Annotated in this window: 20 protein-coding genes; 13 read left to right on the plus strand and 7 right to left on the minus strand. The window is 67.9% G+C overall.

Annotated elements, in window-relative coordinates; translation table 11 throughout:
* Positions 1-13 precede the first annotated feature (13 nt).
* Positions 14-1108, plus strand: a complete 1095-nt coding sequence (gene dprA, locus PJW05_RS00115; protein ID WP_271409926.1) for a DNA-processing protein DprA — start codon at positions 14-16, stop codon at positions 1106-1108.
* A gap of 41 nt (positions 1109-1149) precedes the next feature.
* Positions 1150-1704 carry an L-threonylcarbamoyladenylate synthase gene (locus tag PJW05_RS00120; RefSeq protein WP_271409927.1) on the plus strand — a complete coding sequence of 185 codons (555 nt, stop codon included), beginning with the start codon at positions 1150-1152 and terminating at the stop codon, positions 1702-1704.
* Here PJW05_RS00120 and PJW05_RS00125 read toward each other — a convergent pair.
* Positions 1694-2671, minus strand: a complete 978-nt coding sequence (locus PJW05_RS00125) for an NADPH:quinone reductase (protein ID WP_271409928.1) — start codon at positions 2669-2671, stop codon at positions 1694-1696. The two genes, PJW05_RS00120 and PJW05_RS00125, sit on opposite strands and share 11 nt — an antisense overlap.
* 135 nt (positions 2672-2806) lie before the next feature.
* On the opposite strand from PJW05_RS00125, the gene hemF reads away from it, so the two are divergent.
* Together hemF and aroE are read left to right on the plus strand one after the other, a co-directional pair.
* Positions 2807-3727 (plus strand): oxygen-dependent coproporphyrinogen oxidase, encoded by a 921-nt coding sequence (hemF, locus tag PJW05_RS00130; RefSeq protein WP_271409929.1) that lies wholly within the window; start codon positions 2807-2809, stop codon positions 3725-3727.
* Positions 3727-4551: a shikimate dehydrogenase gene (aroE, locus tag PJW05_RS00135; RefSeq protein ID WP_271409930.1), complete on the plus strand. Its 825-nt coding sequence runs from the start codon at positions 3727-3729 to the stop codon at positions 4549-4551. The genes hemF and aroE overlap by 1 nt, the downstream gene beginning before the upstream one ends.
* A 109-nt stretch (positions 4552-4660) precedes the next feature.
* Here aroE and PJW05_RS00140 read toward each other — a convergent pair whose 3' ends face one another.
* The 3 genes from PJW05_RS00140 to betC all read right to left on the minus strand — a co-directional run bounded on the left by PJW05_RS00140 (position 4661) and on the right by betC (position 8809).
* The gene (locus PJW05_RS00140) at positions 4661-6220 is read right to left on the minus strand and encodes a SulP family inorganic anion transporter (RefSeq protein ID WP_271409931.1); all 1560 of its coding nucleotides are present in this window, start codon (positions 6218-6220) and stop codon (positions 4661-4663) included.
* 142 nt (positions 6221-6362) lie between these two features.
* A complete protein-coding gene (gene choX, locus PJW05_RS00145; RefSeq protein ID WP_271409932.1) occupies positions 6363-7289 on the minus strand; it encodes a choline ABC transporter substrate-binding protein in 927 nt (308 codons plus the stop codon).
* Positions 7290-7300: 11 nt separating this feature from the next.
* Positions 7301-8809, minus strand: coding sequence for a choline-sulfatase (gene betC / locus PJW05_RS00150; RefSeq protein ID WP_271409933.1), 1509 nt, complete (start codon positions 8807-8809; stop codon positions 7301-7303).
* A gap of 111 nt (positions 8810-8920) precedes the next feature.
* Between betC and PJW05_RS00155 the strand changes: the two genes are divergently transcribed.
* The 5 genes from PJW05_RS00155 to PJW05_RS00175 all read left to right on the plus strand — a co-directional run bounded on the left by PJW05_RS00155 (position 8921) and on the right by PJW05_RS00175 (position 13309).
* Positions 8921-9874: a choline sulfate utilization transcriptional regulator gene (locus PJW05_RS00155; protein WP_271409934.1), complete on the plus strand. Its 954-nt coding sequence runs from the start codon at positions 8921-8923 to the stop codon at positions 9872-9874.
* 162 nt (positions 9875-10036) lie between these two features.
* Positions 10037-11023 carry a hypothetical protein gene (locus PJW05_RS00160; protein ID WP_271409935.1) on the plus strand — a complete coding sequence of 329 codons (987 nt, stop codon included), beginning with the start codon at positions 10037-10039 and terminating at the stop codon, positions 11021-11023.
* Position 11024: 1 nt separating this feature from the next.
* The gene (locus tag PJW05_RS00165) at positions 11025-12275 is read left to right on the plus strand and encodes a peptidylprolyl isomerase (RefSeq protein ID WP_271409936.1); all 1251 of its coding nucleotides are present in this window, start codon (positions 11025-11027) and stop codon (positions 12273-12275) included.
* Positions 12272-12877: a hypothetical protein gene (locus tag PJW05_RS00170; RefSeq protein WP_271409937.1), complete on the plus strand. Its 606-nt coding sequence runs from the start codon at positions 12272-12274 to the stop codon at positions 12875-12877. The genes PJW05_RS00165 and PJW05_RS00170 overlap by 4 nt, the downstream gene beginning before the upstream one ends.
* 63 nt (positions 12878-12940) lie before the next feature.
* Positions 12941-13309, plus strand: coding sequence for a DOPA 4,5-dioxygenase family protein (locus tag PJW05_RS00175; RefSeq protein ID WP_271409938.1), 369 nt, complete (start codon positions 12941-12943; stop codon positions 13307-13309).
* Between the two features lie 242 nt (positions 13310-13551).
* On the opposite strand, the gene trpA is transcribed toward PJW05_RS00175, so the two are convergent.
* Together trpA and trpB are read right to left on the minus strand one after the other, a co-directional pair.
* Complete coding sequence (gene trpA, locus PJW05_RS00180; protein WP_271409939.1) at positions 13552-14361, minus strand: tryptophan synthase subunit alpha; 810 nt, start codon at positions 14359-14361, stop codon at positions 13552-13554.
* On the minus strand, positions 14358-15569 hold the full coding sequence (trpB, locus tag PJW05_RS00185; protein WP_271409940.1) for a tryptophan synthase subunit beta: 1212 nt from the start codon (positions 15567-15569) through the stop codon (positions 14358-14360). The genes trpA and trpB overlap by 4 nt, the downstream gene beginning before the upstream one ends.
* Positions 15570-15708: 139 nt before the next feature.
* Here trpB and PJW05_RS00190 point away from each other — a divergent pair, with 139 nt between their 5' ends.
* The 4 genes from PJW05_RS00190 (at position 15709) to PJW05_RS00205 (ending at position 18420) form a co-directional block, all read left to right on the plus strand.
* The gene (locus PJW05_RS00190; protein WP_271409941.1) at positions 15709-16599 is read left to right on the plus strand and encodes a LysR family transcriptional regulator; all 891 of its coding nucleotides are present in this window, start codon (positions 15709-15711) and stop codon (positions 16597-16599) included.
* Between the two features lie 59 nt (positions 16600-16658).
* Positions 16659-16874 carry a dodecin gene (locus PJW05_RS00195; RefSeq protein ID WP_271409942.1) on the plus strand — a complete coding sequence of 72 codons (216 nt, stop codon included), beginning with the start codon at positions 16659-16661 and terminating at the stop codon, positions 16872-16874.
* A 156-nt stretch (positions 16875-17030) separates the two neighbouring features.
* The gene (locus tag PJW05_RS00200) at positions 17031-17255 is read left to right on the plus strand and encodes a DUF1161 domain-containing protein (RefSeq protein ID WP_271409943.1); all 225 of its coding nucleotides are present in this window, start codon (positions 17031-17033) and stop codon (positions 17253-17255) included.
* A gap of 166 nt (positions 17256-17421) precedes the next feature.
* Positions 17422-18420, plus strand: coding sequence for an LLM class flavin-dependent oxidoreductase (locus tag PJW05_RS00205; RefSeq protein WP_271409944.1), 999 nt, complete (start codon positions 17422-17424; stop codon positions 18418-18420).
* Positions 18421-18426: 6 nt separating this feature from the next.
* Here PJW05_RS00205 and PJW05_RS00210 read toward each other — a convergent pair whose 3' ends face one another.
* The gene (locus PJW05_RS00210) at positions 18427-18852 is read right to left on the minus strand and encodes a PA0061/PA0062 family lipoprotein (RefSeq protein ID WP_271409945.1); all 426 of its coding nucleotides are present in this window, start codon (positions 18850-18852) and stop codon (positions 18427-18429) included.
* Positions 18853-18898 lie beyond the last annotated feature (46 nt).

The following is an 18898-nucleotide window of genomic DNA, read 5'->3' on the forward strand; positions in this document are numbered from 1 at the left end:
AGGACCGATCGACATGCCATCGATTTCCCCCGCCGAGCTGGAAGCTCGCCTGCGCTTGCATCACCTTCCCGAACTGGGCCCCGCCCGCTTCCGCCGCCTGATCGAAGCCTTCGGCTCGGCCTCTGCCGCCCTCAGCGCGCCGGCCGCCGCCTGGCGCGCCCTGGGCCTGCCGGGAGCATCCGCCGAGCCTCGGCGCAGTCCGGACATTCGCGAGGCCGCCGCCCGTGCCCTCGCCTGGCTGGAGCGGCCCGGCCGCCACGTGCTGTGCTGGGACGACCCCGGCTATCCGGCCCTGCTCGCCGAGCTGGCCAATGCGCCACCCCTGCTTTATGTCGACGGCGCGGCCGGCCTGCTGGAACGCCCGCAACTGGCCGTGGTGGGAAGCCGCCGCGCCTCGGCGGCGGGCCTGGATACCGCCCGCGCCTTCGCCCGCAGCCTGGCGGGCGGCGGTTTCGTCATCACCAGCGGGCTGGCCCTGGGCATCGACGGCGCCGCCCACCAGGGCGCACTGGAAACTGGCGGCGCGACCGTGGCCGTACTCGGCACCGGCCTCGAACGCCTCTACCCCAACCGCCATCGCGGCCTGGCGGCACGGATTGTCGAGGAAGGCGGTGCCCTGGTGTCCGAGCTGCCGTTGGATTGCCCGCCACAGCCGGCCAACTTTCCCCGCCGCAACCGCATCATCAGTGGCCTGTCCCTCGGCGTCCTGGTGGTGGAAGCGAGTCCCTCCAGCGGCTCGCTGATCACCGCCCGCCTGGCTGCTGAACAGGGGCGCGAGGTGTACGCCATTCCCGGTTCGATCCACCATCCCGGCGCGCGCGGCTGTCACCAGCTGATCCGCGAGGGCGCGACCCTGGTGGAAAAGGTGGAAGACATACTCGAAGCCTTGCGTGGCTGGCAGGTGCCGGCGCCGCAGATGCCGGCCGAGGTGGCGGCGCGGGAGGAACACCCCCTGCTCGAACTGTTGCGCGCGGCGCCCTACAGCAGCGAGGGCCTGGCCATCGCCAGCGGCTGGGAGCTGCCGCGCCTGCTCGCCGAACTCTCCGATCTGGAGCTGCAGGGCTGCGTCTCCCGCGAGGCGGGCTGCTGGGTGCATCGGCCAGGTTGAGCCCTGTACACTTTGCCGATCAGGTCTAGTGGGAGCGGGTGATGGTCAGCAGTTGGCGAGTGCAGCAGGTGGCGCGCGTGGTGCGTGAGGGCGGCGTGATCGCCTACCCCACCGAAGCGGTCTGGGGGGTGGGTTGCGATCCCTGGAACGAGGACGCGGTGTATCGCCTGCTGGCGCTCAAGGAACGGCCCGTGGAAAAGGGGCTGATCCTGGTGGCGGACACCATCCGCCAGTTCGACTTCCTCCTCGAAGGCCTGCCGGAGGCCTGGATCGACAAGCTCGCCAGCACCTGGCCGGGTCCCAACACCTGGCTGGTGCCGCACCAGGACCTGCTGCCGGAATGGATCACCGGCCGGCACGACAGCGTCGCCCTGCGCGTCAGCGATCACCCGCTGGTCCGCGACCTCTGCGCCCTCACCGGCCCCCTGGTGTCCACCTCCGCCAACCCCGCTGGCCGTCCCGCCGCCTGCTCGCGCCTGCGTGTACAGCAGTACTTCGGCGACGAGCTGGATGCGGTGCTGGGTGGCGCCCTGGGCGGGCGCCGCAATCCCAGCGTGATCCGCGACCTGGCCAGCGGCCGGGTACTCAGGGGATAAGCACGGTCGAGCCGGTGGTCTGCCGGCTGGCCAGGGCGATATGGGCCTTGGCGGCGTCGGCCAGGGCGAAGCGCTGGTTGATCTCCACCTTGATGCGGCCATCGGCGATCAGCCCGAACAGCTCGTCGGCCATCGCCTGCAGGCGTTCCGACGTGCTGGCATAGCCGAACAGTGTCGGCCGGGTGACGTAGAGCGAACCCTTCTGCGCGAGGATGCCAAGGTTGACTCCGGCCACCGGACCCGAGGCGTTGCCGAAGCTCACCAGCAGGCCGCGCGGCGCCACGCAATCCAGCGAGGTTTCCCAGGTGTCCTTGCCCACTGAGTCATAGACCACCGGGCATTTGGCGCCGCTGGTGAGCTCCAGCACCCGCTGCGCTACGTTCTCATGGCTGTAGTCGATGGTCGCCCAGGCGCCGTTGGCCTTGGCCAGCGCGGCTTTCTCCGCCGAGCTGACGGTGCCGATCAGCTTGACCCCCAGGGCACGGGCCCATTGGCAGGCGATCAGGCCCACGCCACCGGCGGCGGCATGGAAGAGGATGGTTTCGCCGCCCTTGAGTTCGTAGGTCTGGCGCAGCAGGTATTGCACCGTCAGGCCCTTCAGCATCACCGCCGCGGCCTGTTCGAAGCCAATGCTGTCCGGCAGGCGCACCAGCTTGTCGGCCGGCAGCACGTGCAGCTCGCTGTAGGCGCCCAGCGGGCCGGTGGCGTAGGCGACGCGGTCGCCGACCTTGAACTGGGTCACCGCGCTGCCCACCGCTTCCACTTCGCCCGCCCCTTCGGTGCCCAGGCTGGTGGGGAAGTTCGGCGCCGGGTAGAGACCGCTGCGGTAATAAGTGTCGATGAAGTTCAGGCCGATGGCGCGGTTGCGCACCCGTACCTCCTGCGGTCCTGGTTCCGCCGCCTGGAAATCCACGTATTCGAGGACTTCCGGCCCGCCGTAGGCGGTGAACTGGATGCGTTTGGCCATGCTTGCAACCTCCTGGTCGGAAAAGTCCCCATCCAACGCTTTGCCTTGATTCCCGTCAAGCCACCAGCCCCCTCGGGCGGTGGTATGCTTGCCTGCTCATTTTTCCGCCACCTACCTGCTTCCAAGGTTGACCACGTGACTGACCGTACCGAGGCCGTGAAGGCCTACCTGCTCGATCTGCAAGACCGTATCTGCGCCGCCCTGGCGGCCGAGGATGGCAAGGCCGGCTTCTTCGAGGACGCCTGGACCCGCCCCGCCGGTGGCGGTGGACGCACCCGGGTGATCGAGAACGGCGGATTGATCGAGAAGGGCGGGGTCAACTTCTCCCACGTGTTCGGCGCCAACCTGCCGCCGTCGGCCAGCGCCCACCGCCCGGAACTGGCCGGGCGCGGCTTCCAGGCCCTGGGCGTGTCCCTGGTGATCCACCCGGAAAACCCCCACGTGCCCACCTCCCATGCCAACGTGCGCTTCTTCTGCGCCGAGAAGGAAGGCGAGGAACCGGTCTGGTGGTTCGGCGGCGGCTTCGACCTGACCCCCTACTACGCCTACGAGGAAGACTGCGTGCACTGGCACCAGGTGGCCCGCGACGCCTGCGCGCCCTTCGGCGCCGAGGTCTACCCGCGCTACAAGGAATGGTGCGACCGCTACTTCCACCTCAAGCACCGCAACGAGCCGCGCGGCATCGGCGGCCTGTTCTTCGACGACCTGAACCAGTGGGACTTCGACACCAGTTTCGCTTTCATGCGCGCCATCGGTGACGCCTACCTGGACGCCTACCTGCCGATCCTGAAGAAGCGCCGGGACACCCCCTTCACCGAGCAGCAGCGTGAATTCCAGGCCTATCGCCGCGGCCGCTACGTGGAGTTCAACCTGGTGTTCGACCGCGGCACCCTGTTCGGCCTGCAGTCGGGCGGGCGCACCGAGTCCATCCTCATGTCCCTGCCGCCGCAGGTGCGCTGGGGCTATGACTGGAAGCCGGAGCCGGGCAGCGAGGAGGCGCGCCTCACCGACTATTTCCTGCAGGATCGCGACTGGCTGAAGGAGGCGGGCGTCTGATGGACCGCTACTGCGTTTTCGGCAACCCCATCGGCCACAGCAAGTCGCCGTTGATCCACCGCCTGTTCGCCGAGCAGACCGGCCAGCCGCTCAGCTACGAGGCCGTGCTGGCGCCGCTGGACGACTTCAGCGGTTGCGCCCGCCGGTTCTTCGAGAGCGGCCGGGGCGGCAACGTCACGGTGCCGTTCAAGGAGCAGGCCTATCAGTTGGCCGCCAGCCTCAGTGACCGTGCCCGGCGCGCCGGCGCGGTGAACACGCTGAAGAAGCTGGATGACGGCAGCCTGCTCGGTGACAACACCGACGGCGCCGGCCTGGTGCGTGACCTCACCCGCAATGCCGGTCTTGATCTGGCGGGCAAGCGCATCCTGTTGCTGGGCGCCGGTGGTGCCGCGCGCGGGGTGATCGAGCCGCTGCTGGCGGAAAAGCCGGCGAGCCTGGTGATCGCCAACCGCACGGTGGAAAAGGCCGAGGCCCTGGCGCAATTGTTCGCTGACCTGGGGCCGGTGTCCGCCAGCGGCTTCGACTGGCTGGAGGAGTCGGTGGACCTGATCGTCAACGCCACGTCGGCGAGCCTCGCCGGCGACCTGCCGGCCATTTCGCCGAGCCTGATCCGGCCGGGCCACACGGTCTGCTACGACATGATGTACGGCAAGGAACCGACCGCCTTCAATCGCTGGGCCGCCGAGCACGGCGCCGCGCGTGCCCTCGATGGCCTGGGCATGCTGGTGGAGCAGGCCGCCGAAGCCTTCCTGCTCTGGCGCGGTGTGCTGCCGGACAGCGCGCCGGTGCTGGCGGAGCTGCGCCGGCAGTTGGCCGAGGGCTGACCCGTCCTTTCTGTGGGAGCGAATTGATTCGCGAATCCTGGTCAGGCCCGTGCCGACCGATAGCACGGGCAGCGTAGCTGTCCTTCGCGAATAAATTCGCTCCTACACGTCATCTCTCGATCAGCAGGGCGCTGTCCACGCCGTCCAGCTTGCGCAGTTCCCGCTCCACCTGCGGGCGCGCCCGGCGCAGCACCAGGCTGCGCCCTTCCCCGCCCAGGCGCCGCGCCTCGTCGTGGAGCATGCTTACCCCGGCATAGTCGATGAAGTTCACGTGGTGGGCGTCGAGTACCAGGCGCCCGGCGCGGCTGCGCTGGATCAGCTTCTGCAGGTAGGGACAGGCGCCGAAGAAGATCGAGCCTTCGATGCGCAGCACCTCGCTGTCGCCCTCCCGTGCCTGCAGCACGCGCGGTTGCGAGGTGCGCTTCAGGTAGAAGAACAGCGACGCCAGTACCCCGGCGTAGATCGCCGTCTGCAGCTCCAGCAACAGGGTGGCGGCGCCGGTCAGCGCCATCACGGCGAACTCCGCGCGGCTGACCCGCCACAGCTGGCGCACGCTGCGCGTGTCCAGCAATCCCCAGCAGATCAGCAGGATGCTCGCCGCCATCGCCGGCAACGGGATATGGGCGATCAGCCGAGCCCCCAGCAGCGCGAACAGCGCGACCCAGAGCGCCGAGAACACCCCGGCCAGCGGCGAGCGGGCGCCAGCCTGGAGGTTCAGTGCGGAGCGGGTGAATGAGCCTGCCGAGAGATAGCCCGAGAAACAGGCGCCGATCAGGTTCGACAGGCCCTGGCCACGGCTTTCCTGATTGGCGTCCAGCATCTGCCGCGACTGGGCGGCCAGGGCACGGGCGATGGACAGGCTGGTGACCAGCCCGAGCAGGCCGCAGGCCACGGCGGACGGCAACAGGCGGAGGATATCTTCGGCATCCAGGCGCAGGGTCGCCAGCGGTGGCAGGCTGCCGCTGAACGGCTGGACCCGTGCGACCTCGCCGAAGAATGCCGGCAGGCCCAGCACCAGCAGGCTAGCGCCGACGATGCCGATCAGCAGCGCCGGCAGGCGTGGCCACAGGCGGCGTACCAAAACCGACAGCCCCAGGGTAAAGCCCGCCACCAGCAGTGATGGCCAATGCACTTCGCGCACGTGCCCGGCCAGTTGAAGGGCGCTCTGCCAGGCGGTGGAGCGGCCCTCCAGGTTGACCAGGCCCAGCAGGTTGGGCACCTGGCCGAGGGCGATCACCAGCGCCGCGCCCAGGGTGAAGCCGAGCACCACCGATTGCGACACGAAGTTGGCCAGGGCACCGAAGCGCAGGAAACCGACCAGCCACTGGAAGGCGCCGGCGAGGAAGGTCAGCAGCAGCACCAGGCCGACGTAATCCTGGCTGCCCGGCAGGGCCAGTGGGCTGACGCTGGCGAAGAGGACCACCGAGATGGCCGCCGTGGGACCGCAGATCAGATGCCGCGACGAACCCCAGAGGCAGGCGACGATCACCGGTACCACCGCCGCGTAGAGCCCGTATTCCGCCGGTAACCCGGCGATCAGCGCATAGGCGATGGACTGTGGCAGGGCGAGAATCGCACCGGTCAGGCCCACCCAGACGTCCTGGCTGAGACTGCGGGGGCGCACGCCGGTCAGCCAGGTGAGGAAGGGGAAGAGGTTGGAGGGTTTCATCCTGGGGCGGGACCGGCCGATGTGGGAGCGAATTCATTCGCGATGCAGGCCGAAGGCCTGCCCTGTACCCCAATGGGGGCCGCTGCGCAGCCCTTCGCGAATGAATTCGCTCCCACAGGGTTTGATGGACCATCCGAGGGCGTCAGAGCTTCGCCCGAACCGCCGCCACGGCATCGCCGCCCTCGCGGGTGGTCACGCCCTGCAGCCAGCCCTCGACCACCGCCGGATTGGCCTTGAGCCAGGCCTTCACCGCCGCGTCGTTGTTGGCATTGCCGTTGAGCACCTGATCCATGATCGCGTTCTCCATGTCCTGGGTGAAACGCAGGTTGGCCAGCAGCTTGCCGACATTCGGGCACTGCTCGGCGTAGCCCTTGCGCGCCAGGGTGTTGACGCTGCCGCTCTCGCCGAAGTACTGCTCGCCGCCCTTGAGGTAGGCCATGTCGTACTGCACGTTCATCGGGTGCGGCGTCCAGCCGAGGAACACCACGAACTGCTCGCGCTTCACCGCGCGGCCCACCTGCACGAGCATCGCCTGCTCGCTGGACTCCACCAGTTTCCAGTCGCCCAGGCCGAATTCGTCCTTGGCGATCATCTGCCGGATCGACTCGTTGGCCGGCGAGCCGGAGGCGATGCCGTAGAGCTTGTGGCCGAACTTGTCGGCGTACTTGTCCAGGTCGGCGAAGGTCTTCACGCCGGCGTCGAACGCGTAGCGTGGCACGGCCAGGGTGTACTCGGTGCCGCTGAGGTTCTGCGCCACCTTGTCGACGCTGCCGGTGGCCACGAACTTGTCGTAGTTGCTCTGTTGCGCCGGCATCCAGTTGCCGAGAAAGGCGTCGAGCTGCCCCTTGTGCAGGCCGGCGAAGATGATCGGAACCGCCAGGGTCGGGGTTTCGGTGCGGTAGCCCAGGCCGTCGAGGAGGACGCGCGCCACGCCGTTGGTCACGGCGATATCGCTCCAGCCCGGATCGCCCAGCTTCACCGTCGCGCAACTGGCGTCTTCCGCCTGAGCGTTGAGTGTCGTGCCGGCCAGCAGCAGGCCGCCGGCGAGTATCGCATTGATCGTTTTCATGGGGCGATTCCTCAGGGTTGGGGGAAACGCGCGCGGCGTTCCAGGTCGTCCAGGTCGATGTGGTTGCGCATGTATTGCTGGCTGGCGTCGACGAAGGGCTGGTGGTCCCAGCTCTTCAGCTTGCCACGGTTCAGGGCGTCGGCGACGAAGCGGCGGCGGCGCTGGCTGGCCAAGGCCGCGTGGGCGATCGCCGGGAGGTCCCAGCGGGCGCGGGCTTCGTCGAGGAAGGCTGCCAGCAGAGCCTGGTGGTCGGGAGAGCCGGCCAGGTTCTCCAACTCCTGTGGATCGTTCGCCAGGTCGAAGAGCAGGCAGGGGTCCTGTTCCGAGTAGATGAACTTGTAGGGGCCGCGGCGGATCATCATCAGCGGGCTGGTGGTGCCCTCGGCCATGTACTCGCCGAGCACCTCGTCGTGGCCGGCGCGGCCTTCCAGGTGCGGCAGCAGCGAGCGGCCATCCAGCGGCAGGACCGGCTCCACCGTGCCGCCCGCCAGTTCCACCAGGGTCGGCAGCAGGTCCACGGTGGACACCGCCGCCGTCACCCGCGCGGCGGCGAAACGCTTGGGCGCATGGATCAGCAGCGGCACGCGGGCGGCCATCTCGAACCAGTGCATCTTGTACCAGAGGCCGCGCTCGCCAAGCATGTCGCCGTGGTCGCCGGAGAACACCACGATGGTGTCCTCGGCCAGGCCGCATTCGGCGAGGGTCTTCAGCAGCGCGCCGATCTGATCGTCGACATAGCTGCAGGCACCGAAATAGGCGCGGCGGGCATCGCGGATCTTCGCCTCCGGCAGCGGTTTGCCCCAGAGGTCGATGACCTTGAGCAGGCGCTGGCTGTGCGGGTCCTGCGCGGTGTCGGCGAACTGCACGCGCGGCAGCGGAATGTCCGTGTCCTCATAGCGCGCCCAGTACTCCTCCGGAATGGTGTAGGGATCGTGGGGGTGGGTCATCGAGACGGTCAGGCAGAACGGCTGCCCGGCGTGTTCCCGCACATGGTCGTAGAGGTACTGGCGCGCCTTGAACACCACCTCCTCGTCGAAGTCCAGCTGGTTGGTCCGTACGCTGGGGCCGGCCTGCAGCACCGAGGACATGTTGTGGTACCAGCTCGGACGCACGTCCGGCTCGTCCCAGTTCACCACCCAGCCATAATCCGCCGGGTAGATATCGCTGGTCAGGCGTTCCTCGTAGCCGTGCAACTGGTCCGGGCCGCAGAAGTGCATCTTGCCGGATAGCGCGGTGCGGTAACCCAGGCGGCGCAGGTGGTGGGCGTAGGTGGGCACGTCGGCGGGGAAGTCGGCGGCGTTGTCATAGGCGCCGATCTTCGACGGCAGCTGACCGCTCACCAGGGTGAAGCGCGACGGCGCGCAGAGCGGGCTGTTGCAGTAGGCCGAGTCGAACACCACGCCTTCGGCGGCGAGCCGCGCCAGGTGCGGCACCTTGATCGGCGAGTCGGGCGCGTGGAAGGGCAGCAGCGGGGCGGCCATCTGGTCGGCCATGATGAAGAGGATGTTGGGGCGTTTCATCGTTCGCTTATCCATATCGTCGAATTATGCGAAAGTGCTGGAAGTGATGATTGCGCCAGCTCGTCAACCGGTAAACCGCACGGCAGAACATGACTCGGATAAGTAATTCTTATGGCAGACCTGCACGCTGACCTCTCCCTGGACCTGCTGCGGGTATTCGAATCCGCCGCCCGCCACCTGAGTTTCACCGCCGCCGCGGTGGAGCTGGGCACCACCCAGCCGGCGGTGAGCCAACAGATCCAGCGCCTGGAGAAGCAGTTGGCCACGCGCCTGTTCGACCGGGTTTACCGGGGCATCGAGCTGACCGAGGCCGGCCGCCTGCTGCTGCTCCATGTGCAGGAGGGCCTGCAGGCGATCGCCGCCGGACTGGAGGCCATCGGATCGCGGCCGCAGCACGAGGTGCTGCAGGTGGCCACCGACTTCGCCTTCGCCGCCTACTGGTTGATGCCGCGCCTGCACCGTTTCCACGAAGCCAACCCGGAGATCGACGTCAGCATCGTCACCAGCGACCGCACCATGAACATGCTGCGCTCCGAGGTGGACATCGCCATTGCCTTCGGTGACGGCCGTTTCAAGCACGGCGACGCCATGCTGCTGTTCCGCGAGGAGGTCTTTCCGATTGCCAGTCCGCGTCTGCTGGCCGGGCGCGAGCCACCTTTGCCCGCCGCGACCCTGGCCGAGCTGCCTCTGCTGCACCTGAAGCCGGAGGTGCGCACCCGCTGGTTCGACTGGAACGCGCTGTTCCGCGAACTGGACATCGCCCAGCCGCCGGGCTCGGGCATGCTGCGTTTCGATAACTACACCCTGCTGATCCAGGCCGCGATTGCCGGCCAGGGCGTGGCCATCGGCTGGCGCTACCTGGTGGACGATCTGCTCGACCAGGGCCTGCTGGTGCCGCTGCTGAGCGGCAGCGTCACCTCCGACTTCGGCTATTACCTGGTGCAGCCGGAGCGCAAGCGCCGCGCGCGGCTGATGAAGTGCTTTGTCGACTGGCTGCAGCAGGAGCTGGGCGATGAGACCCGCCAGGCGCACCTGATCCGCAATCGGGAAGGCATTGCCATCTGAGCAGTTGGCGGCCAGTCCGCCGAGGATGCCGGCATGAAGCCCAACCATCGGTTGGTTTTTGCTTGATTGGGACGTTCGTTCATGGTTTCGCCCGAACTGTCATGCAACCGGCAAGAACCTCGGCTATGAGTTCAGGCTTCATCCCCCTCATGAGTGTTGCCGATGAAAGTCCTCACCCGCCTGGCTGCCGGTCTCGGTTTCTGCGCCCTCGCCAGCCAGGCCAGCGCCTGGTCGCAACCGACCCACAAGAACATCGTCAAGGACGCCCTGGCCTACATGAACTCCGCCTATGCCTCGGCGGAGATGCGCGAGGCCTACCGGTTCTACGTGAGCGCCGCCGGCAGCGAGGCCAAGGCCGGGGACATTCTCGGCCAGGCCGCCTTCGACGTGGACGATTTCAAGGACACCCGGCTGGGTGGGTGGTGGGTCGGTTACGAGTACGCGCCGCTGTGGAACGCCGCCTCCGGGCTGGTGAACTACACCTCCTACTGGCACTTCCTCAACCTGACCCGCGACGGCGACGCCCATGGCAATCCCCATGGCGGTTACGACTATCGCTACCACAAGGTGGACGGCGGTATCGCCGACGTCGACTGGTACGCCATGGTCTATCTCTACAACCGCGAGTTGAAGCGCGAGGACTTCGACACCACCGAGGCTCACTACCGCCGGGGCACCCGCTCCAACTGGCAGGAACACTACGGCGACTTCCAGACCGCCGCCTTCCAGCCCATCGATAACCTCGCCGGCTACTGGTTCGACCAGTTCCGCGCCGCGCCCTCGCTGCAGACCATCGGCTACGCCCTGCACGCCACCGGCGACGTGGCGCAGCCGCATCACGTATGGGTCACTTCGGCCAATGGCCACTCCAGCTGGGAAGGCTGGGTCGACGACCATTACGCCAGCGAGAAGCTCAACGACCCGGCCGTGGTGGCCAACCTCATCGGGCGCTACGACCCGCGGCGGAGTATCCGCGAACTGCTGACCCAGACCGGCCAGGTTGCCTACGCCCGTCCCGAACCGCTCTATGACAGCAGCTACGCCACGCGCCTGCGGGTGGCGAAGGAGCTGATTCCCGAGTCCATTGCCCTGACCGTCACCGTGCTGACCAAGGGGGCCGCCAGCTTCACCGCGCGCCAGGGCATCTGACGTGGCACCGCGCCTGATCGCCAGCCTCGTGCTGGCGCTGCACCTGGGTGTCGCCCAGGCGCTGCCCGCCGCGACCGACCTGCGGATCGACGGCGACCTGCTGCCAGGCCGGAGCATCGCCCTGCTCGAACAGGTGCTGAGCCGGGTGAAGTTCAACACCGACCCCACGCTGTTGCGTCGCGGGCTGGTGGAAAACCACCTGCTGGCCGGCGAAGTCGAAGGCCAACTGAGCGCCGGGAATCTCGCCGATCTCGACGCCAGCGTCGAGAGAGAAGCGGGCAACCTGCTGGAGCAGTACTACGGTCGCAGTGGCCGGCAGGATTTGCGCCCCTTCCTGCGCCAGTCGCAACCGCTCGACGCCCAGCGCCTGCGCGAGATACTCGCCCCCGGCTCCCGGGGCCTGGTGGCGAACAGCCTGCAGCTCAGCCACGAGCAGCAGCGCGAGGCGGCAGGGGTGGAGCTGATCCGCTGGCAGTTCCCCGGCCAGCCGGAGCAGCACCTGGATCTGCTGTCCCTCTACCAGGGCGACAACGTCCAGGGCCAGGTGGAACTGCAGCGGGGCAACCTGGAGTACCTGGCGCGCCAGGTGCAGAGTCGGGTGCAGCGCGATTACCTGTGGTTCCGCCTGGCCGAGGAGGGCTTCACCGCAGCCGAACGGCAGGGCCTGAAGACCCTGGTGCGCGACCGCCTGGTGCGCCAGCGCTACCTGCACCAGATCGGCCTGTACGGCGATTTCCACCATGAGTCGGATGCGCTGCGTGCCCTGGCGGCCGAGGTCAGCGACACCGAGGCGGAGGCCTACTACCGGCGCAACCAGGCGCGCTACCGCAACGTCGCGGGCGTGCAGGCGGCGCATATCCGCCTGCCCGATCAGGCCAGCGCCGACCGCGTCCATGCCGAGTTGCAGCAGGGCCTGGCGTTCGACGAAGCGGTGCGCCGCTACTCCGTTGCGCCGGACAAGACGCGCACGCCGCCGGGCGACCTCGGCCTGATTCGCCCGGAGGACGGCCAGCTGGACCTGCTGCGCAAGACCGCGCTGATCCAGAAGGCCGACTCCCTGTCGCAGCCCATGCGCATCGACGGGGCCTTCGAGATCGTCCGGGTGCGCAGTCGCCAGGACCGGCAGTTGCCGCTCAGCGATCGCAGCGTGCGCTACGAGGTGAACCAGGCGGTGGCGCGGGAGAAGTTGGCCAGCGAGTTCGAGGCGCGGCTCGGTCGGCTGATGGCCGATGCGCGGGTGGAGGGGCTATGAAAGGCTGGCTCGGCGTGGCGGTGGCCTGTAGCGCAGGCGTTGCGGCACTGGCCTGCGCGACGGTGTTGCTGACGCCGGTTCCGCCGCCCCGGCCAGCGCCCGCCGCCTTGCCGGCACCGCAACCGCCGCCCCTTGCCATTGCGACTCCTGCCCTGCCTCCCGCGCCGCTGGCCGATAGCCAGACCGGCGCGGCGCCCGTGGCGGCGCCGGAGCGGCCGGCGGCGCCCATGGATCAGGCCCAGGCCATTGAGTTCATGCAATGGATGGCCGACAAGGGCGACCCACGCAGCCCCGAACTGGGCGGATTGACGCCGCGTCGGGGCGCCACCGCCGCCGAACTGGCCGATCCGCGCCAGTACCAGGCCCTGGAAGAGCGCCAGACCCGCGAATTGCTCCAGGCCTACGCCGGCGGCGTGCAGCAGATTCCCGAGATCCGCGCGCGGATCGAGGCGGCGGCGCAGAGCGGCGAGCGCAGTACCGTCGAACTGGACGAGGCGCGCGCTGCGCTGGAGCAATTGGAAGCCATGAAGGGGCGGCTGGAGCACGAGGCGCCGGAGTTGTTGCCCGGCGCCGCGGCACCGGACCCGGCGAAGGACGGCTAGTACGGCAAATCCGCTCTGCCCGGAGATACCATGGAGGCCTTTGGCATCTCGGGAGACGCGACCATGCAGGCTTTTTCCACACCCCGCATCAAGGGTTTCCATGCCCATGTCTACTTCGACGCCACCACCCTTGAACAGGCGCGCAGCCTCTGTGAAGAGGCGGCCCGCCGCTTTCCCCTGAAGATGGGGCGCGTGCATGAAAAGCCCATCGGGCCGCACCCGGACTGGAGCTGCCAACTGGCCTTCAAACCGGAGCTGTTCGGCGAGGTCATCCCCTGGCTGGCGCTGCACCGCAACGGCCTCACGGTGCTGGTGCACCCCATCACCGGCAGCGATCTGCGCGACCACCGCGACTACCCCATGTGGATGGGCGCGATGCGGCCGCTGGACCTGAGCGACCTGGACGATGGCGAGATCGAGTACGACCTCTGATCGAGCCGTCGGGTGGATCTCGCTTCACCGGTAGGCTGCGTAGAGCCTGCGGAACCCATCGAATCTCGGGGACACCCGCATGGGTTTCGCTCCGCTCTACCCCTCCTACGGGACTGTGAGGTTTGCCTGGTCCAATTTCGCCCGTTGGCGCCGAGCCTGCGAGGCCCAACCCACGGGACATAGCCATGAAAAAAGCCGCTGTCCCGTGAGGGGCAGCGGCTTTCTTTGGCTGCGGACGTGAATCAGGCGCGGGCGCCGCGCACACCTTCGGCCAGGGTCTTGCAGAGGCTGAGGACGCCGTCCACGGCCTGCTCCGGGGTTTCGGCCTTGGCGATCTGGTCCACCAGGGCGGAGCCCACCACCACGCCGTCGGCCAGCCTGGCGATGTTGGCGGCGTGTTCGGCGGTACGGATGCCGAAACCGATGGCCACCGGCAACTGGGTGTGGCGACGCAGGCGGGTAACGGCTTCCTGCACGTGCTCCAGGGTGGCGGAGCCGGCTCCGGTCACGCCGGCCACCGAGACGTAGTAGACGAAGCCGGAGCTGCCGGCGAGTACGGTGGGCAGACGCTTGTCGTCGGTGGTCGGGGTGGTCAGGCGGATGAAGTCGATGCCGGCGGCCTGGGCCGGGTGGCAGAGGTCTTCGTTATGTTCCGGCGGCAGGTCGACGACGATCAGGCCGTCCACGCCGGCGGCCTTGGCGTCGGCAATGAAGCGCTCCACGCCGTAGTAGTGGATGGGGTTGAAGTAGCCCATCAGCACCAGCGGGGTGGTCTGGTTGCCGGCACGGAATTCGCGAACCATCTGCAGGGTCTTGGCCAGGTTCTGCCTGGCGCCCAAGGCGCGGATGTTGGCCAGCTGGATGGACGGGCCGTCGGCCATCGGGTCGGTGAACGGCATGCCCAGTTCGATGACGTCGGCTCCGGCGTCCGGCAGGCCCTTGAGGATGGCCAGGGAGGCGTCGTAGCCCGGGTCGCCGGCGGTGACGAAGGTCACCAGGGCGGCGCGGTTCTGTTCCTTCAGTTCGGCAAAGCGGGTCTGCAGGCGGCTCATGCGTTGGCCTCCTTCTGCTGCATGTGGTGCATAACGGTCTGCATGTCCTTGTCGCCGCGGCCGGACAGGTTCACCACCATGATGTGGTCCTTCGGCAGCTGCGGCGCGCGCTTGAACACCTCGGCCAGGGCGTGGGAGCTCTCCAGGGCCGGGATGATGCCTTCCAGGCGGCAGCAGGTATGGAACGCCTCCAGGGCTTCGTCGTCGGTGATCGAGGTGTACTCGACGCGGCCGATGTCGTGCAGCCAGGCGTGTTCCGGGCCGATGCCGGGGTAGTCCAGGCCGGCGGAGATCGAGTGGGCGTCGATGATCTGGCCGTCCTCGTCCTGCAGCAGGAAGGTGCGGTTGCCGTGCAGCACGCCGGGTACGCCGCCGTTCAGGCTGGCCGCGTGTTTGCCGGTTTCGATGCCGTGGCCGGCCGCTTCCACGCCGACGATCTTGACGCTGGCGTCATCGAGGAAGGGGTGGAACAGGCCCATGGCGTTGGAGCCGCCGCCGATGCAGGCGACCAGGCTGTCGGGCAGGCGGCCTTCCTTCTCGGCCAGTTGCTCGCGGGTTTCCTTGCCGATCACGGCCTGGAAGTCGCGGACCATGGCCGGGTAGGGGTGCGGGCCGGCGACGGTGCCGATCAGGTAGAAGGTGGTGTCGACGTTGGTCACCCAGTCGCGCAGAGCTTCGTTCATCGCGTCCTTCAGGGTGCCGGTGCCGGCGGTGACCGGGATCACTTCGGCGCCGAGGAGCTTCATGCGGAAGACGTTGGCCTGTTGGCGATCGATGTCGGTGGTGCCCATGTAGATCACGCACTGCAGGCCGAAGCGGGCAGCCACGGTGGCGGTGGCCACGCCGTGCATGCCGGCGCCGGTCTCGGCGATGATGCGTTGCTTGCCCATGCGCTTGGCCAGGAGGATCTGGCCGATGCAGTTGTTGATCTTGTGCGCGCCGGTGTGGTTCAGCTCTTCGCGCTTGAGGTAGATCTTCGCGCCGCCGCAGTGCTCGGTCAGGCGTTCGGCGAAATACAGCGGGCTTGGGCGGCCGACGTAGTCGCGCTGGAAGTAGGCCAGCTCCTTCTGGAATGCCGGATCGTCCTTGGCCTGTTCGTATTCGCGGGCCAGGTCGTGGATCAGCGGCATCAGGGTTTCGGCGACGTATTGCCCGCCGAAACTGCCGAAGAGGCCCTTGGCGTCAGGGCCGGTGCGCAGAGAGGTCATGCTGGACTCCTGTTTCTGCCCCCTCGCGCAGGTGGGCGAGGGGCTGGGGAAGAGGGTTGATGGCGCCATTCTACCGCTGGCGAGGTGACGGAAAAGCGATTAGATTGCTTTTATCTGTCAGGAAAAATCACATATTGCCATGCGCCGAGACCTGCCCCCGCTGAATGCCCTGCGTGCCTTCGAGGCAGCCGCCCGACTGAACAGCATCAGTCGGGCGGCCGAAGAGCTGCACGTGACCCACGGCGCGGTGAGCCGGCAGGTACGGCTGCTGGAGGAGGAACTGGGCGTTGCCCTGTTCAGCAAGGAAGGTCGCGGCGTAAAACTCACGGATGCCGGGCAGCGCCTGCGGGATGCCGCCGGTGACGCCTTCGAGCGCCTGCGCGGCGTTTACGCCGATCTGCAGAAACGTGGCGCGGACGCGCCGTTCGTCCTCGGTTGTCCGGGCAGCCTGCTGGCGCGCTGGTTCATCCCGCGCCTGGACCGGCTCAACCGCGCACTGCCGGAACTGCGCCTGCAGCTATCGGCCAGCGAGGGCGAACTCGACCCACGGCGTCCCGGCGTCGACGCCACTCTCTGTTTTGCCGAACCGCCCTGGCCGGCGGACATGCGGGTGTTCGAACTGGCGGCGGAATCCATCGGCCCGGTGCTCAGCCCGCGCTATGCCCGCCACGACGCCCTGGCCGACGCGGCGCCGACGGCATTGCTGGAAGAGGCTGTGCTGCACACCGTGTCGCGGCCCCAGGCCTGGCCGCAGTGGGCTCACGCCCAGGGCCTGGACGCCGGGCGCCTGCACCAGGGTCAGGGCTTCGATCATCTGTATTACCTGCTGGAGGCGGCGGTGGCCGGGCTCGGCGTCGCCATCGCACCGCAGCAACTGGTGGCCGACGACCTGGCGTCCGGCCGTCTGGTGGCGCCTTGGGGGTTCGTCGAAACGCCGGCCCGCCTGGCCCTGTGGCTGCCGGCGCGCCAGTTCGACCGCCGCGCCGAGCACCTGGCGCACTGGTTGCGAGAGGAACTGGCGGGCCGATAGCGGCTTTCTTGGCTAGCCTTGCTGGGGAACCCACCCGCGCCCGCCACAGGAGATGCGCCATGTCTGATCACCACACCTACAAGAAGATCGAGGTTGTCGGTTCCTCCCGCAACAGCATCGATGAGGCCATCAGCAACGCGGTCATCGAAGCGGCGAGGACAATTCGAAACATGGACTGGTTCGAGGTCGTGGAGACCCGTGGGCATATCGAGAACGGCCGGGTCGGTCACTATCAGGTGACGCTGAAGATAGGCTTCCGCATCAGCGACAGTTGAGATCCGCGCCGGTCCGGCGCGGCCGAGCGGGGTGATGCGCACCCCACCCCGCCTGAATTCGGTTAGCCTCTGGCCGTCCGATCCCGGCCGCCGTGGAACCCGGCGGGAGCGGATGGCTCATGCGAGCCCGTCATCCATCACGAGGGAGCGTTACCCATGAAGAAACTGCTGTTGTCCATTGGCCTGTTCAGCCTGGCCGGTTCGGCCTTCGCCGCCGTGAAACCCTGCGAGGAACTGAAGGCGGAAATCGACGCCAAGCTCAAGGCCAAGGGCGTTGTCTCCTACAGCCTGGAAATCGTCGACAAGGGCGCCGCCGCCGGCAAGCAGGTGGTGGGGACCTGCGACGGTGGCAGCAAGGAGATCGTCTACCAGCGCAATTGATCGTGCTCGTTTCCCCGGGCCGGCTCCTGCCGGCCCAATCCTTACCTTCTGGTGCCCTGGTTACCGAAAAGTGCCTTCTGGCGGCCTTGGGCGCCAATCCCTAGAGTAAGACCTACTGAATCACTCGGATTAGGCCTCGCGCCTGTCCCCTGCCAAGGTCTTGCCCATGTCTGCCCTGTCCAAGCTTCCCTTTTCCGTTCTCGACCTGGCGCCCGTGCGCGACCACGGCGGCGCCACCCAGGCCCTGCACAATTCCCTGGAACTGGCCCGCCATGTCGAGCGCCTGGATTTCTCGCGTTTCTGGGTGGCCGAGCACCACAACATGGACGGTATCGCCAGTTCCGCCACCGCCGTGCTGCTCGCCTACCTCGCCGGTGGCACCTCCCGTATCCGCCTGGGCTCGGGCGGCATCATGCTGCCCAACCACGCGCCGCTGGTAGTCGCCGAACAGTTCGGCACCCTCGCCAGCCTTTACCCGGGGCGCATCGAACTGGGCCTGGGCCGCGCGCCCGGCGCCGACCACCTCACCGCCCGCGCCCTGCGCCGGGACCGCCTGGGCAGCGCGGACGACTTTCCGCAGGACGTCGAGGAGCTGGAAATGCTCCTCGGCCCGCGCCAGCCGGAGCAGAAAGTGATCGCCATGCCGGGGGTGGACACCCGAGTGCCCATCTGGCTGCTCGGCTCCAGCCTGTTCAGCGCCCAGCTTGCCGGACAGAAGGGCCTGCCCTATGCGTTCGCCTCGCACTTCGCGCCGCGCTACATGCACGAGGCGATCCGCGTCTACCGCAATCACTTCCGCCCTTCGGCGGTGCTCGACAAGCCTTATGTGATGCTCGGCGTACCGCTGGTAGCGGCGCCCACCGATGAAGAGGCGGAGTTCCTCGCCACCACCGTCTACCAGCGGGTGCTGGCCCTGATTCGTGGCGAAAGCCTGGTGCTGCGTCCGCCGGTGGAGAGCATGGCGGGCCGCTGGCTGCCCCATGAAAAGGATGCCGTGGGCAGTTTCCTGGCGATGGCCATGGTGGGGGGCCCGGAGAAGATTCGCGCGCGCCTGCAGGTGTTGCTGGACCAGACCGACGCCGACGAACTGATCTTCACCTGCGATCTCTACCAGCACGAGCACCGGCTGCGCGCCTTCGACATTCTCGCCGGCCTGCGGGGCTAGGCGGGTTCAGAAGGGGCCGCAGCGCGGAAAAATCTCCTGCCGCGCCAGCACCTTGCGCTGGTCGTCGTAGAGCCAGGCCATGGGCTGGTTGGCCGCGTTGCGCGCTTCCACGCGGTAGCGCTTGCCGGCTTCGAACCCGTCGTAGCGCAGGATCAGGTAGCAGGTGAGAACACTGGGCTCGGCGTTCATGCCGAAGCCGCCACCGGCGCCGCCGGCTTCGAACTGGTAGCGCAGCTCCAGCTCATGCTTGCCGGGCAGCACCTGGAAGTAACGGCCGTCGCCCCAGCGCCGGTCGTCGAGACGGTTGGCCATAAGGGTGTCAGCGGGGTCGGGCACTATGTCGATCCAGGCCATGCGAGGATCGGGTTCGGGCAGCTTGCTGGCGCAGGCGGTGAGGCTGGCCAGCAGCGTCAGGGCCAACAGCGTGCGCATGGCGCGGCTCCTTGGAGGGTGATGATGTCCAGCATACCCCCATGTC

It is taken from the genome of Pseudomonas sp. Q1-7 (genome assembly GCF_028010285.1).
Classification (GTDB): domain Bacteria; phylum Pseudomonadota; class Gammaproteobacteria; order Pseudomonadales; family Pseudomonadaceae; genus Metapseudomonas.